At 63.1% G+C, this 13,936-nt stretch carries 15 protein-coding genes; 5 read left to right on the top strand and 10 right to left on the bottom strand.

What is annotated here, in order from left to right; translation table 11 throughout:
- Positions 1-44: 44 nt before the first annotated feature.
- From BLV07_RS27860 to BLV07_RS27845, 4 genes are all read right to left on the bottom strand, one after another.
- A complete protein-coding gene (locus tag BLV07_RS27860) occupies positions 45-1,022 on the bottom strand; it encodes a HEAT repeat domain-containing protein (RefSeq protein ID WP_091892339.1) in 978 nt (325 codons plus the stop codon).
- A gap of 2 nt (positions 1,023-1,024) precedes the next feature.
- The gene (locus tag BLV07_RS27855; protein ID WP_007593252.1) at positions 1,025-1,258 is read right to left on the bottom strand and encodes a 4Fe-4S dicluster domain-containing protein; all 234 of its coding nucleotides are present in this window, start codon (positions 1,256-1,258) and stop codon (positions 1,025-1,027) included.
- Between the two features lie 32 nt (positions 1,259-1,290).
- Positions 1,291-3,033 carry a fumarate reductase/succinate dehydrogenase flavoprotein subunit gene (locus BLV07_RS27850; protein WP_091892337.1) on the bottom strand — a complete coding sequence of 581 codons (1,743 nt, stop codon included), beginning with the start codon at positions 3,031-3,033 and terminating at the stop codon, positions 1,291-1,293.
- A gap of 102 nt (positions 3,034-3,135) precedes the next feature.
- The gene (locus BLV07_RS27845; RefSeq protein WP_091892335.1) at positions 3,136-3,909 is read right to left on the bottom strand and encodes a ferredoxin--NADP reductase; all 774 of its coding nucleotides are present in this window, start codon (positions 3,907-3,909) and stop codon (positions 3,136-3,138) included.
- A 216-nt stretch (positions 3,910-4,125) separates the two neighbouring features.
- Here BLV07_RS27845 and BLV07_RS27840 point away from each other — a divergent pair, with 216 nt between their 5' ends.
- The 5 genes from BLV07_RS27840 to BLV07_RS27820 all read left to right on the top strand — a co-directional run bounded on the left by BLV07_RS27840 (position 4,126) and on the right by BLV07_RS27820 (position 8,787).
- On the top strand, positions 4,126-4,422 hold the full coding sequence (locus BLV07_RS27840) for a gamma-butyrobetaine hydroxylase-like domain-containing protein (protein ID WP_176945803.1): 297 nt from the start codon (positions 4,126-4,128) through the stop codon (positions 4,420-4,422).
- A gap of 211 nt (positions 4,423-4,633) precedes the next feature.
- Entirely contained in the window at positions 4,634-5,410 is a 777-nt protein-coding gene (locus BLV07_RS27835) for a Crp/Fnr family transcriptional regulator (protein ID WP_091892334.1), read from the top strand.
- A gap of 181 nt (positions 5,411-5,591) precedes the next feature.
- Positions 5,592-7,013, top strand: coding sequence for an ABC transporter substrate-binding protein (locus tag BLV07_RS27830; protein ID WP_176945799.1), 1,422 nt, complete (start codon positions 5,592-5,594; stop codon positions 7,011-7,013).
- Complete coding sequence (locus tag BLV07_RS27825; protein ID WP_091892329.1) at positions 7,010-7,918, top strand: ABC transporter permease; 909 nt, start codon at positions 7,010-7,012, stop codon at positions 7,916-7,918. The genes BLV07_RS27830 and BLV07_RS27825 overlap by 4 nt, the downstream gene beginning before the upstream one ends.
- Positions 7,915-8,787, top strand: coding sequence for an ABC transporter ATP-binding protein (locus tag BLV07_RS27820; protein ID WP_176945797.1), 873 nt, complete (start codon positions 7,915-7,917; stop codon positions 8,785-8,787). Before BLV07_RS27825 ends, BLV07_RS27820 begins: the two co-directional genes overlap by 4 nt.
- 168 nt (positions 8,788-8,955) lie before the next feature.
- On the opposite strand, the gene BLV07_RS27815 is transcribed toward BLV07_RS27820, so the two are convergent.
- The 6 genes from BLV07_RS27815 to BLV07_RS27790 form a co-directional block, all read right to left on the bottom strand.
- Positions 8,956-10,014, bottom strand: coding sequence for a YeiH family protein (locus BLV07_RS27815; RefSeq protein ID WP_091892326.1), 1,059 nt, complete (start codon positions 10,012-10,014; stop codon positions 8,956-8,958).
- A 111-nt stretch (positions 10,015-10,125) separates the two neighbouring features.
- Positions 10,126-10,344 carry a hypothetical protein gene (locus BLV07_RS27810; RefSeq protein ID WP_091892324.1) on the bottom strand — a complete coding sequence of 73 codons (219 nt, stop codon included), beginning with the start codon at positions 10,342-10,344 and terminating at the stop codon, positions 10,126-10,128.
- A gap of 167 nt (positions 10,345-10,511) precedes the next feature.
- Entirely contained in the window at positions 10,512-11,225 is a 714-nt protein-coding gene (locus BLV07_RS27805; RefSeq protein WP_091892322.1) for an ABC transporter ATP-binding protein, read from the bottom strand.
- Positions 11,222-11,977: an ABC transporter ATP-binding protein gene (locus BLV07_RS27800; RefSeq protein ID WP_091892320.1), complete on the bottom strand. Its 756-nt coding sequence runs from the start codon at positions 11,975-11,977 to the stop codon at positions 11,222-11,224. The genes BLV07_RS27805 and BLV07_RS27800 overlap by 4 nt, the downstream gene beginning before the upstream one ends.
- 2 nt (positions 11,978-11,979) lie before the next feature.
- Complete coding sequence (locus BLV07_RS27795) at positions 11,980-12,999, bottom strand: branched-chain amino acid ABC transporter permease (protein ID WP_091892318.1); 1,020 nt, start codon at positions 12,997-12,999, stop codon at positions 11,980-11,982.
- On the bottom strand, positions 12,996-13,898 hold the full coding sequence (locus BLV07_RS27790; RefSeq protein WP_091892316.1) for a branched-chain amino acid ABC transporter permease: 903 nt from the start codon (positions 13,896-13,898) through the stop codon (positions 12,996-12,998). Before BLV07_RS27790 ends, BLV07_RS27795 begins: the two co-directional genes overlap by 4 nt.
- Between the last annotated feature and the right edge of the window lie 38 nt (positions 13,899-13,936).

Raw genomic sequence — 13,936 nt, 5'->3', positions numbered from 1 at the left:
GCGAAGACCAATAAACGTCTGGCGAGGGAAGTCCAGAGCGGCGGCTATGCCCCCGCCCGCGCCTTCCGCGCCGCAATCTGCTGAAGTGCCCAGCGTGCGTTCTTGCGAACATCGGGATCGGGATCATCGGCGATCACGGCCAAGAATGCTTCGCCGTCGGGATGGGCGATCTCGCCGAGCGCTGCGGCGGCCTCCTTGCGCAGATTGGCCTGGTCGTGATTGACGCAATTGCCGATCGGACGCACCGCGCGTTCGATCTTCATCTTGCCGAGGCTGCGGATCGCCTTCAGCCGCACCTGCCAGAACTCGTCGGCAAGGCAGGCGACGAGCTGGTCGGCGGCGAGCGAACCGTTGACGTTGAGGCCCAGCGTTTCCGCAGCCATCTCCCGCACCATCCAGTCCGCGTCCTTCAACGCACGCGTGATCGTCTCCGCGGCAGGCTTCATCTGCGAGAATGCAAGTGCGCTCACGGCGGCGCGGCGCACATGGGCGTCGGGATCGTTGATCAGCGCCGTCAGCGCGGGGATGGATTCTTCCAGCTTCAGGAAGCCGATCACGCCGATCGCCTGCACGCGCACGGCGGCATCGGAATCCTGTAATGCTTCCAGCGCCGGCTTCAGCGTGTCCTTGCGACGCAGCTCCTTGAGCGCGCGCAGTGCGCCCATGCGGACGAAGGCGTGGGGATGCCTCACCAGCGGCAGGATGACATCGGCGCAAGCGGGATCCTTGAATTCGGCCATGCCGTCGGCCGCGGCGCCCGCGACGATTCTCTCGGGGTCGACCAGCAGCTTCACCAGCGCGCTCGCGGCTTCCGGCCCGTCGAACTCGCCGAGCGCCATCGCGACCTGCTGGCGCACGCCTGCGTCGGGATCGGCCACCATGTTGGCGAGATGAGCGACCGCGGCGGGATCGCCGGAATGGCCGAGCGCGATGATGGCGACGCGGCGCTCGGCGGGATCGGCCACCTGGAGCCGCTCATCAGCGTCGTCGAGATCGTCATAGGACTCGAACGGGCTCGACATGACTACCTCAACAAATACGGAATGTTGACGGTGACGGCGCCGGTCGGGCAATCCGCCTCGCAGGGCATGCAGTACCAGCACTCGTCATAGGCCATGTAGGCTTTGTTGGTCATGTCGCTGATGCGCAGCACGTCGAGCGGGCAGACGTCGACGCACACGGTGCAGCCCTTGTCGGCGATGCATTTGGCGTCGTCGACGACCACCGGAACCGATGTCTGATAGGAAGCGAGAGGCATCGTTATCTCCTGTTGCTTGCTGTGACGAGGGCTCAGGCTGTGGCCCGGATGCGCTGCTTGTCGTAAAGGTCCTTCTCGTCGTCCGCGATCGGGACGACATAGGGTTCCACCGCCCGCTTCTCGCTGGTCATCTTGCCGTTCCGCTTGGACAGCAGCGTGTGGCAGAACCAGTTCTCATTGTCCTTCTCCGGAAAATCCGTGCGCCAGTGATAGAGGCCCCAGCGGCTCTCCTCGCGGTAGAGCGAGGCGTGCGCGGCCATGTCGGCGCAGTCCATGATCGATTGCACCTCGAGCGCGCGGAGCAGCTCGTGCGCATTGCGCGCAATCATGCGCTCCTGCATGTCTTCCCTCGCCTCGGCGAGACGGCGCATGCCGAGCTCGTATTTGCGCGTAACCTTCGGCGGCTGGAGATAATCGTTGACGAGGCGGCGCGTCTTGTACTCGATCTGGTTCGGCGGAATGCCGTCCTCGCGCTTCGTCGGTGCCATCACGCGGTCGCGCTCCATCGCGACGTCCGCGGCATCGAACTCCGCGAAGTCGTGGCTGTCGGCGAACTCCATGGCGTCGATGCCGGCGACCGAACCGTTGGTGAAGGCGCCCAGCATGTAGTTGTGCGGAACGCTCGCCATGTCGCCGGCGGCGTAGAGGCCTGGCACGGTGGTGCGCGCATTGTCGTCGACGAACACGCCCGAAGCGCTGTGACCGGAGCAGAAGCCGATCTCGGAAATGTGCATCTCGATCGACTCGCTGCGGTAGTCGACCCCGCGCCCCTGCTGGAACAGGCCGCGCGTCGGGCGCTCGACCTTGTGCAGCGTCGACTCGATCTCGGAAATGGTGTCGGGGTGGAGGTGCTTGAGCTGGAGGAACACCGGCCCCTTGCCGGACAAGAGCTCGTTGTAGAATTCCAGCATCATCTGGCCGGACCAATAGTCGCATTCGATGAAGCGCGCGCCTTCGTTATTCGCGGTGTAAGCGCCGAAGGGGCCCGCGACATAGGCGCAGGCCGGACCGTTGTAGTCCTTGATCAGCGGGTTGATCTGGAAGCATTCGAGGTTCGCGAGCGCGGCGCCGGCGTGATAGGCCATGGCATAGCCGTCGCCGGAATTGGCGGCGTTCTCGTAGGTGCCAAACATGTAACCGGAGGTCGGCAGGCCAAGGCGACCGGCAGCACCCATGCACAGGATCACCGCCTTGGCCTTGATCACCAGCATCTCGGCGGTGCGGGTGTTGACACTGATCGCACCGGCAATGCGGCCGTCGGCGGATTTCAAGAGCCGCGTCGCCATGAAGCGGTTGGAGATCAGGATGCGGGCGCGGCGGAGCTGGCGGTACAGCGCCTTCTTCACGGTCTCGCCGTTCGGCATCGGCAGCACATAGGTGCCGATGTGGTGCACCTTCTTGACGGCGTAATCGCCGTTCTCGTTCTTCAGAAAGCGGATGCCGAAACTGTCGAGCTCTTCGATGACCTTGTAGCAGTTCTGCGCGTATTTATAGACCGCTTTCTGGTCGACTATGCCGTCATTGGCGATGGTGATTTCCTTGGTGTACTGCTCGGGCGTCGCGTAACCGGGGATGACGGCATTGTTCAGCCCGTCCATGCCCATCGAGATCGCGCCGGAGCGCTTGACGTTGGCCTTTTCGAGCAGGACGACATTGGCCTTCGGGTTTTTCAGCTTCGCCTTCAGCGCCGCCATCGGGCCGGCCGTGCCGCCGCCGATCACCAGCACATCGCAGGAAACCTCCGAAAGTCCGTCGACGATCTGATCTAGTGCCATCGCTTGCTCCTGGTTCGCCGATTGTCGGCGCCTTTGCGTCAGATTTGTTCAGGTGACGTCCCGGCGATAGCAATTAGTTGTCGACGGGGTGCGATTTGCGCTTCAGCGCTCGACAAAGGCCTTTTCGATCACGAAATGGCCGGGCTGGCTGTGATTGCCCTCGACGAAGCCGCGCGCCGAGAACATCGCGTGGAGTTCCTCCAGCATCGCCGGGCTGCCGCAGAGCATGATGCGGTCGGTCTGGATATCGAGGCCTGGTAACCCGATGTCGTCGAACAGTTGGTTCGATGCGATCAGATCGGTGATGCGGCCGCGATTCCTGAACGGCTCGCGGGTCACGGTCGGGTAATAGACGAGCTTGTCGCGGATCAGCGGTCCGAAAAATTCGTGATTGCGCAGGCCTTCGACGACGTGCTCGCCATAGGCCAGTTCCGAAACCTGGCGGCAGCCATGGGCGAGCACGATGGTCTCGTAGTTCTCGTAGACGTCGGGGTCCTTGATGAGGCTTGCGAACGGCGCGAGCCCCGTGCCAGTCGAAAGCAGCAAGAGGCGTTTTCCCGGAATGAGGTTGCCGGTGATCAGCGTGCCCGTCGCCTTGCGACCGACCAGAATGATGTCGCCTTCCCTGATCTTCTGGAGACGCGACGTCAGCGGGCCGTCGTGCACCTTGATCGAGAAGAATTCGAGCGCCTCCTCGTGATTGGCGCTCGCCATGCTGTAGGCCCGCATCAAGGGCTTGCCTTCGACCTCGAGGCCGATCATCGCGAATTGGCCGTTCTGAAAACGGAAGCCGGGATCGCGCGTCGCAGTGAAGCTGAACAGAGACTCGGTCCAGTGCCTGACCGACAAAACCGTTTCCTTCTGAAATCCGCTCATCCGCCGTCTCTCCTTGGCTCGATTGCGCACAAGGTTTCGGAGAGCGGGGAATACGGCAACGCGGAAGTGAAATTCCCGGTCGATTAGTTTCACATTTCGGGGACGACGCTTGAAGTGCAGGCATCGAAGATCGGCGGCCCGCGCCTGCGCCGGCAATTAGTTGCTATCGCAGCGGCGCTGCGGAACGTAGAGCAGGGTCGGAGATACGTCATGACCATGACCTTGGTTGCACCGACCGTGGCCGACTATGAAGCAAGCGCCGATCTCGCCTCGCTCCTCGTCCGCACCACGCAGGATGAGGCGATCAGCCTGCCCGCGGAAACGCTCCGCCTCTCCTGCAAATGCGCCCACTGCACCCGCGCCCGGTTCGACGGCCGCTTCCCTAAAACATTTCCGGGCATTGCGATCACCGAGATCGGCGATCTCGGCTACGGGCTGAATATCTCGTTTTCGGATGGACATAACCGGGGGATCTACCCGAAGCCTTATTTGCTGAGCTTGGCGGGGCGTTAAGCCGACGCAGTCTGGAGATAGGCGGGACAGCGGCCACAAACTCCGCTGTCATTCCCCGCGAAGGCGGGGAATCCAGTACGCCGCGGTCTCTCCGTAACTCATTGCTGTCTCTGGAATACTGGGTCGCCCGGCCAAGCCGGGCGACGACAGCCGAGTAAATCTGGCACGGACATTGCTCCTCTTTAGAACGATTTGAACGTTCCGGAGGCAGATGATGTTGCAGGCGGCCAATGCGGTTCGTGGGGCTGCTCCCCCGGCAGTCCGGCCTGCCGGCAGCTCCTCGCTGCTGCTCACCGAAAACCAGCAATGGATCGGCGGCCCGCCGCCGCTGATGGACAAGCTGTCGCCGCGCGAGCGTGAGCTGGTCTTGAAACAAGGCCGCCGAAAAGTGCTCAACCGCGGCCAGACGCTGTTCAGCCAGGGCGGCAAGCATGACGGCATCTGGCTGATCGAGAGCGGCCGCATTCGCGTGTTCTACACCTCCCCGCTCGGGCGCGAGATCACGCTGGCCTACTGGCATGTCGGCAATTTCGTCGGCGGCCCCGAAGTGTTCGAGGGCACCGTTCACCAATGGTCCGGTGTCGCATCCAGCAATTGCAGCGTCGTGCACCTGCCCGGAAAGGAGCTGCGATCCCTTGCCGTGGAGATCCCCAACCTCGCGATCGGCCTGATCGAGGGCCTGACCTTCAAGGGCAAATGCTATTCGGCATTGGCCCAGATGCTGGGAACGCGCTCTATCACGCAGCGGCTCGCACACCTGCTGCTGCACCTCGTCGAGCTCTATGGCGTCGAGGATGCCGATGGCCGGGTGATTGCGGCCGCCTTCACCCATGCCGACATCGCGCACATGGTCGGCGCCACAAGGCAATGGGTCACGATCAGCCTGAAGCGGATGCAGGAAAAGGGAATCGTGCTGACTAAGCGCTCGCAGATCGTGGTCTGCCGGCCCGACGTGTTGGAGGAAATGCGCGGACACGCGTCCGACTGAATGAGCTTGCGACCAGAGCCGGTGCACAGGCAAGCGGCTTTATAGTGCAGGACTGCCCAAGGAGTATGCAATCAGTTTTTCCCGGCAACTAATCGACTGCGGCGGTCATTCCGGATTTGCCCTGTCCGGGCCCTCACCCAATCATGGCAACCACAGCACATCCAACCGAATGAGGATGAGAATGGTCCGCCATCTTCCCACGCTCTCGATCGCGATGTCGATGACGTCGCTGGCGCTTTTGCTCGCGCAGCCGGCCTCGGCGGAAACCGTCACGCTCGGCATCGGAACGCAGGATACCACGACCAATACGGTGACCGCCGGCGTCGTCATCCGGCAGCTGCATCTCCTCGAAAAATACCTGCCGAAGGACGGCAAATACGCCAACATCAAATTCGAGCTGGAGTGGCAGAATTTCACGTCCGGCCCACCCGTCACGAACGCGATGATGGCGAACAAGCTCCAGATCGGCATGATGGGCGACTATCCGCTGATCGTGAACGGCTTCACCTTCGAGAGCAATCCCGAGAGCAAGAGCCGCCTGATCGGCATCGCTGCCTACAGCCTGTCAGGCTCCGGCAACGGCATCGTCGTTCACAAGGACTCGCCTTACTACGATCTCGCCGATCTCAAGGGCAAGCTCGTCAGCGTTCCCTTCGGCTCGGCTGCGCACGGCATGGTGCTGAAGGCGATGCAGGACCGTGGCTATCCCGCTGACTTCTTCCAGCTGGTCAGTCAGAGCCCCGAAGTCGGCTCGACCAATCTCCAGGAGAAGAAGATCGACGCGCATGCCGACTTCGTTCCGTTCGCCGAGTTGCTGCCCTTCCGCGGCTTCGCGCGAAAGATTTTTGACGGCGTCGAGACCAATCTGCCGACCTTCCACGGCATCGTCGTCCGCACCGATTTCGCGGAGAAATATCCGGAAGTCGTCGTCGCCTACTTCAAGGCGGTGATCGCCGCCAACCAGTGGCTGCGCGACGATCCCAAGCTCGCCGCCGAAAAGATCCAGGAATGGACCGGCATCAGCAAGGAAGTCGTCTACATCTTCCTCGGCCCGAGCGGCAACATGACCACCGATCCAACGATCAAGCCGGCGCTGATCGATGCCGCCACCGCCGACGTCAAGGTGCTGCAAAACCTCGGTCGCATGAAGGAGTTCGATCCGAAGAAGTGGGTCGACGACAGCTACATCCGCAAGGCCTACGCCGAGATGAAGCTCGACTATGACGCGCAACTTGCGAGCACCAAGAACTACGAGATTTCCGGCGAAGATTCTTTCTGCAAGAAGCCGATCGCCGATCCGCGCAAGGCCGGCGAGGTCTGGGTGGATGATGCCGGCATCATGCCCTTCTCGTCCGCAGCCTGCACCCTCGGCGCCTATGCCGACTACAAGGCCAAGGGCAAGAAGATCAACGTCGCCTATGTCTTCGACACCACGCGCGGCATCAAGCTGTTCGCCGACCAGGCTTTCTTCGCGGTCGGCAATGGCGACGTGGCGCCGTTCCTGCTCAAGAAGGATGCCGAAGCCTACGCCGCCAAGATCAGCGGCAAGGTGCTCGGCTTCGATGACGCGGTGAAGGCGGCGGTCGGCGGAGGCAAGACGTGAGCAGTCCCGCCCTCCGCAGACATTCCGAGGACAGCATGCCGGCAACAGCCATTGCAGAGACGGCTGCCGTGTCCGCCGTCACTCCGCCCGCAACACCCCCTTCGTTCGGCACGCTCGCGCGGCGCTGGTACCGGCTGAATCAGGGCCGGCTTCGCGCAACCGCGATCGGCGTGATTTCGCTGCTCGCCTTCCTGCTGGTCTGGCACCTGCTCACGACCTATCGCGTGGTGTTCTTCGTACGTTTCACCAACGTGCCATCGCCGCTCGCGGTCTATGCGAGCTTCACCAAGGCGATCCACGATCCCAAATTCCTGCTGCACATCCTGCTCAGTTGCCGGCGCATCTTCATCGGCTTCTCGCTCGCGGCGATCGTGGGCGTGCCGCTCGGCCTGATCATGGGTCGTTTCAAGCTGGTGCATGAGGTGATCTTCCCGGTCGCCGAAGTGCTGCGCCCGATACCGGCGATCGCCTGGGTGCCGATGGCAATCATGCTGTGGCCGACCAACGAGCAGAGCATCGTCTACATCACCTTCCTCGGCTCGTTCTTCCCGATCCTCGTCAATACGCTGCACGGCATGTCGCTGGTCGATCCCGTGCTGGTGCGCGCCGCGCAATGTCTCGGTGCACGCGAGCGCTCGATCTTCCGCGAAGTATATTTTCCGGCTTCGCTGCCGCATATCTTCACCGGCCTCACCGTCGGCATGGGTGTCGCCTGGGTGTCGCTGATCGCTGCCGAGATGATCTCGGGGCAATACGGCATCGGCTACTTCACCTGGGAGGCCTATTCGCTGGTCCAGTATGCCGACATCGCGCTCGGCATGATCGCGATCGGCGTTCTCGGCCTTGGATCGAGCCTGCTCATCAGAGGCGCGGGGCAATTGGTGATGCCGTGGAGGTCGACATGAGCGAGGTGCTTGCGAGCGCGCCGAAGGGCCATATCGAGGTCAAGAACTTCTCCCTCGCCTACGAGACCATCGAGGGAGCGGTGCAGGCCGTGACCGACACGCAGATCCATGTGAAGCCCGGCGAGTTCGTCTCGATCGTCGGGCCCTCCGGATGCGGAAAGTCGACCCTGCTCAATGCGGTCGCCGGTTTCCTCAAACCCACCACCGGAATCGTCACCGTCGACGGCGAGCCGGTGAACGGCCCCAGCGCCGAGCGCGGCATGGTGTTCCAGCAATATTCGCTGTTTCCCTGGAAGACGGTGCGGGAAAATGTCGAGTTCGGCCTGAAGATGCGCGGCATGCCGCGCTCGCAGCGCGAGCGTGCGGCACGTACGCTGCTCGGACTCGCGGGGTTGGAGGCGTTCGAGAAGCACTATCCGGAAAAGCTGTCCGGCGGCATGAAGCAGCGCGTCGGCATCGTCCGCGCGCTCGCCACGGGGCCGAAAGTGCTGCTGCTCGACGAGCCCTTCGGCGCGCTTGATGCGCAGACGCGCGTCATCATGCAGCAGATACTCACCAACATGTGGCAGCGGCTGAAGATCTCGGTGCTGTTCGTCACTCACGACATAGACGAGGCGATCTTCCTCTCCGACCGCGTCTACTGCATGACAGCGCGCCCCGGCTCGATCAAGGCGGAGATTCCGATCCCGCTGGAGCGGCCGCGGCAGCAATCGATGATGATGTCGTCGGAGTTTCTGGCCCTGCGCCGCGGGCTGATGTCGCTGATCCGCGAGGAAAGCCTCAAGGCAATGGGCGGCGAGATCAACGACATGGGCATGCAGGGCTTGAACATCGAGCTGCACGGCCACTCGCTGGCGGATGTGATTTAGGCGCAGCGAGCGCGCTCGGTCTCGTAGGGTGGGCAAAGCGACTTGTCCGCCGTAGCTCGTAGAGCGAAGGCGGAAGCGTGCCCACCATCTTACTTAGTTGCACGCCGAACCGAGTGGTGGGCACGGCGCTTTCGCGCCTTTGCCCACCCTACGGCAGTTTTGCTCTAATTATTTGAACCAATGCACCAGCGCGATGCTGATGCCGAGCAGCAGCATTAGCGACAGCGTCACGGCTGCAGTCACCCTGCCCCCGACATTCGCCAGCACGCGCACGTCGACGCCGAGGCCGAGGGCGGCCATGGAGACCACGGTGAGAAAGCCGGTGATCTTCGTCACTGGCCCGACCACCGTGGCCGGCACGATCTCCAGGGAGCGCAGGGTCGCGAGCGCGAGGAAGCCGAGGATGAACCACGGCACGAGGCGAAAGAAGCCGACATTGGTCTTCTTGGCATCGCTGTGCCAGCGCGAGGCAACCAGCGAGAGGCCGACGACGACCGGCCCGAGCATCAATACGCGCATCAATTTCACGAGGGTGCCGATCTGCGTGGAGACCAGTCCGGCCGGTACCGTCGCCGCCAGCACCTGGGGCACCGCATAGACGGTCAGGCCGGCGAGAATGCCGTATTGCGTCGCCGACAACTGCAACAGTGGAATCAACAGCGGCAGGCCCAGCACCATCATCACGCCGAGGATCGCGGTGAAGGAAATCGAGGATGCGATCTCGTCGTTGTTGGCGCCGATGATCGGCGCTACGGCCGCAATCGCGGAATTGCCGCAGATCGAGTTGCCGCAGGCGATCAGGATCGACAAACGCGTCGACAGACCGAGCATGCGGCTGAGGCCGAAGGAGACGCAGAGGGCGATCACGACGACGGCCGCGATCGACGCGAGGAGCGCGATGCCCGAGGCGGCAATGGCGGCGAAACTGATGGAGGCCCCCAACAGCATGACCGCGACTTCGAGGAGCTGTTTGGCGCTGAAGGCGATGCCCGCCTGCCAACGCGGCGCGGGCTTCCAGAAGCTGCGCAAGGCCATCCCGAGCAGGATGGCCATCACCAGCGCCTCGACATAGGGATGCTCGAACACGCCGAGTTCCGCGCGCTCGAGCAGGGCCGAGACACCGGCGACTAGAACGCAGAGGAGAATGCCGGGAATCAGTGCCGCAATACGGCTCGCGGCGGTAGCTGGCTTGGTATCGGCCGGGCTGGATGCTTGATTCTGCGACACAAATCTCTCCCAGAGGAGAAGGATTTATACGCAGCGGACTTCCGTAGGGAAATAAGTTTTCGACATATCAGGCCCGAAGGAAGTTCTATCCTCAGCCCGGAATAATCCGCCTTAGAAGATCAGGCTCTTGGCCAGCGAAGCGACGCGGCTGAAGCCGTCATAAATTCCGGGCTCGAAGAAGGCGGCGCGGGCAAGCACGATACCCGCAACCAGCGACCAGAACAGGCCGGTGCCGGCCCGCAGCAGGAGCTTTGACGTACGCGAGCGCGGCTGGGTGTCCGTCGCGGACACCAATTGCTCGCCGAAGGGTTCAAATCCGGTACGTTCCATGGCTCTGGCCAACCCATCAAATTTCTGATGGGAATGTCGTCTTTTCGGCCCCAAACGGCAATGGAAGCGATTGGCGTTTTTGCCCTCCCGAGGGAAAACTCCTTCCGTCTGGCAACCTCAGGACAATGGTTTTCTTCTTCGGCCTATTTGGACACCGGCGGCCCGGCTTACAGGGCCAGATACCTGCGCCGGATCGCCTCATTGGCCTTCAGCTCGTCGATTCCGGCGGCATAGACGATCTGGCCCTTGTCGATGACGGTGGCGTGGCTCGCCAGCCCCAGGCAGAAATGCATGTTCTGCTCAGCGATCAGCACCGTCGATCCGAGCTGGCGGAGTTGCCGCAATAGCTCCCCGATCCGCTGCACGATGATCGGCGCGAGGCCCTCGCTCGGCTCGTCGAGCAGCAGGAGAGCCGGATTGCCCATCAGCGTGCGCGCGATCGCGAGCATCTGCTGCTCACCGCCCGAGAGGCGCCCGGCGATACGATGGCGCAGCGGCTCCAGAAGCGGGAAGACCTCGTAGATGCGCTTGACCGGCCACTCGTCCTGGCCGTCCGGTCCCTTCTTCTTCCCGATGACGAGATTGTCCTCGACCGTGTGCTCCGGAAAAATCTGACGATCCTCCGGCACGAAGCCGAGGCCGGCGCGCGCGATGGTGTGCGGCTTCAGGCCCGAGATCACCGCGCCGCGCAGGCTGACCCTGCCCCGCCGCGGCGGCGCCAGCCCCATGATCGCCTTCATGGTCGTCGATTTGCCGGCGCCATTGCGGCCCAGGAGCGCCATGGTCTCGCCCTGCCGCACCGACAGGCCGACGCCGAACAGGATCTGGCTGGTGCCATAGTAGACATCGAGATCGGCGACTTCGATGACGGCTGCGCTCATGCCGCAGCTCCCGCATGTTCGGTGCCGAGATAGGCGTCGATCACGGCGCTGTTGTTGCGGATCTCGTCCGGCGTGCCAATTGCCAGGATGCGACCGTAGCAAAGCACCACGATTTTTGGGGCGATCTTGAACACGATGTCCATGTCGTGCTCGATGAAAACAACCGTGATCTTCTGCGTCTCCCAGAGCTCGCGCACCTTGTCGATCATGCGCCAGCGTTCTTCCGGGCCCATGCCGGCGGTGGGTTCGTCCAGCAGCAGCACCTTGGGTTCGAGCACCAGCGCCAGCGCGATATCGAGCAGCTTCTGATCGCCATGCGACAGGGCCGCGGCGGTACGATGACGTTTGCCGGCGAGCCCTAGCAGCTCCATCACGTGCTCGGCGCGTTCGCGCGCCTCCGGCAGCGGAAAGCGCTTGTGCAGCACCGCCGAGGTGCGCTGATCAGCGCTGACGGCGGCAAGCATGGTCTCCTGCACCGTGAGCGACTTGAAGATGCTGGCCACTTGGAAGGCGCGGCCGATGCCATGGCGCACGATCTCGGGCGGCGAGCGGCCGGCGAGATCGACACCGTCGAGCAGCACCTGGCCGGAATCCGGCCTCAAGGCACCGGTGATCAGGTTGAAGAACGTGCTCTTGCCGGCGCCGTTCGGGCCGATGACCGCGGTGAGCGAGCCATCGGGGAAGTCGAGCGAGACATCGTTGGTCGCCTTCACGCCGCCAAAGGATTTTGCGAGGTTGCGGATCTCAAGCATCGCTAGTGCCCCTCGCCTGCATCGCGCCGCTGCGCAAACCATTCGGCGACGAAATCCAAGAGGCCCTTGCGCAGGCCCAGCGCGAAGAACAGGATGACCACACCGAGCACGATGCCGTGATACTCGGTGAAGCGCGTGACGGTGTCGTTGAGCAAGAGCAGCAGCACGGTGCCGACCATCGGCCCCAGGAATGTCGAGACGCCGCCGAGCATGTTAATAAAAATGCCCTCGCCCGAGATGGTCCAATAGGCGAATTCCGGATAGGCGCCGGAGACGAACAGTGCCATCACCATGCCTCCCATTGACGCGAACAGAGCCGCCAGCACGAAGACGGTCAGCTTGGCACGCCAGACGTCGATGCCGAGGAAGCTCGCACGCGCGGCGTTGTCGCGGATCATGCGCAGCGTATAGCCGAACGGTGATTGCGCGATCTGGCGCATCGCGAGCAGACCAAGGATCAGCAGCGCGCAGCTCGCGATATAGAGATGGACTTGGTTGGCAAGGTCGATCCCGAGAAACACGGGGCGCGGAATGCCGCCGCGCAGACCCTGGTCGCCGCCGGTGAAGGAGGCCCAGGACAAAATGGTCGAGTGGATCAGCATCTGGAAGGCGAGCGTCACGAAGGCGAAGTAAATCTCCTTCAGTCGCACGCAGATCGCGCCGATGATCGCGGCAACCATTGCGGTGATCGCCAGCGTCGCGACGAAGGCGACGGGAATCGGCACGCCGAGCTTCTGCATGATCAAGCCGAAGCTATACGCGCCAAGGCCGAAGAACATGCCATGACCGAACGATGTCAGGCCGGTGTAGCCGACCAGCAAATTCAGCGACGTCGCAAACAGGCCGTAGGCCGAGCAGCGGATGACGAAGTCGAGCAGCGCCTTGCTGCCGGTAAAGAGCGGCAGGCTCGCCAGCACGATGAAGGCGATCAGCGCGATCAGGACGTCACGGTAGCGTTGGACCGCCGCGCCGCTGCGCACTGGCGCAAGCGTTTCGGCGCGTCCGGCCTCCAGCTCGGTCATGCCGCCTCCTTGCCGAACAGGCCGGTAGGCTTGGAGACCAGCACGATCACCATGAAGAGGTACATCAAGCCTTCCGTAAACAAGGGAAAGCCGAGCGAGCCGAACGAGCGGATCAGGCCGAGCAGCAGCGCGCCGATCAGCGCGCCCAGGATCGAGCCCATGCCACCGATCACGGTGACGATGAAGGATTCGATCAGCACCGAAAATCCCATCCCCGGCGTCAGCGACCGCACCGGCGCGGCCAGCGCGCCGGCAAGGCCCGCCAGCATGCCGCCGAGCGCGAACACGCCGCCATAGATCAGGCCGGTGTTGATGCCGAGCGCGGACACCATGCCAGGGTTATGTGCGGCGGCGCGGATCACCTTGCCGATGCGGCTGCGCGACAATCCGATGCCGAGCACGATGGCCGCGACCAGCGCGACGCCGATCAGCAACAGATAGTAAGGCGGCACCACGCCACCGGCGATGAACAGCGGCATCACCTGGAACGCCGACGGCATGCCCATCGACTTGAACTCCGGTCCCCAGATGATGCGCACGACATCGTCGAAGATCAGCACGAAGGCATAGCAGACGAGCAGCTGCATCAGCACGTCCGCGCCATAGACCCGGCTCATGAAGACACGCTCGAAGATCAAGCCGAGGATCGCGGTGCCGGCCGCGCCCGCCAGCATGGCGAGCGCAAAACTGCCGGTGAGCTGATAGGCCGTCATCGCAAAGTAGGCGCCGAACATGTAGAAGGCGCCGTGGCTGAAATTGACCACCTTGAGCACGCCGAAGATCAGGGTCAGCCCGACCGCGACGAGAAACAGGAGCATGCCAATGATAAGGCCGCTGGTGGTTTGCGTCACCAGGCAGGCGGAGCTGGAGAGGCAGCCGGCGAGCGCGTCGAGATCCACGGAAGCACTTTCATTGCGGCGCGCCCGATACGGCGCGG

It is taken from the genome of Bradyrhizobium sp. Rc2d, from assembly GCF_900099855.1.
Taxonomy (GTDB): domain Bacteria; phylum Pseudomonadota; class Alphaproteobacteria; order Rhizobiales; family Xanthobacteraceae; genus Bradyrhizobium.
Note: the sequence above shows the minus strand (reverse complement) of the source record. Positions and strands in the feature narration are given on the sequence as shown.

Bases quoted from the DNA above. Each gene is read 5' to 3' on its own strand.
- BLV07_RS27860 (WP_091892339.1), bottom strand. From the start codon at position 1,022: ATGTCGAGCCCGTTCGAGTCCTATGACGATCTCGACGACGCTGATGAG.
- BLV07_RS27855 (WP_007593252.1), bottom strand. From the start codon at position 1,258: ATGCCTCTCGCTTCCTATCAGACATCGGTTCCGGTGGTCGTCGACGAC.
- BLV07_RS27850 (WP_091892337.1), bottom strand. From the start codon at position 3,033: ATGGCACTAGATCAGATCGTCGACGGACTTTCGGAGGTTTCCTGCGAT.
- BLV07_RS27845 (WP_091892335.1), bottom strand. From the start codon at position 3,909: ATGAGCGGATTTCAGAAGGAAACGGTTTTGTCGGTCAGGCACTGGACC.
- BLV07_RS27840 (WP_176945803.1), top strand. From the start codon at position 4,126: ATGACCTTGGTTGCACCGACCGTGGCCGACTATGAAGCAAGCGCCGAT.
- BLV07_RS27835 (WP_091892334.1), top strand. From the start codon at position 4,634: ATGATGTTGCAGGCGGCCAATGCGGTTCGTGGGGCTGCTCCCCCGGCA.
- BLV07_RS27830 (WP_176945799.1), top strand. From the start codon at position 5,592: ATGGTCCGCCATCTTCCCACGCTCTCGATCGCGATGTCGATGACGTCG.
- BLV07_RS27820 (WP_176945797.1), top strand. From the start codon at position 7,915: ATGAGCGAGGTGCTTGCGAGCGCGCCGAAGGGCCATATCGAGGTCAAG.
- BLV07_RS27810 (WP_091892324.1), bottom strand. From the start codon at position 10,344: ATGGAACGTACCGGATTTGAACCCTTCGGCGAGCAATTGGTGTCCGCG.
- BLV07_RS27805 (WP_091892322.1), bottom strand. From the start codon at position 11,225: ATGAGCGCAGCCGTCATCGAAGTCGCCGATCTCGATGTCTACTATGGC.
- BLV07_RS27800 (WP_091892320.1), bottom strand. From the start codon at position 11,977: ATGCTTGAGATCCGCAACCTCGCAAAATCCTTTGGCGGCGTGAAGGCG.
- BLV07_RS27795 (WP_091892318.1), bottom strand. From the start codon at position 12,999: ATGACCGAGCTGGAGGCCGGACGCGCCGAAACGCTTGCGCCAGTGCGC.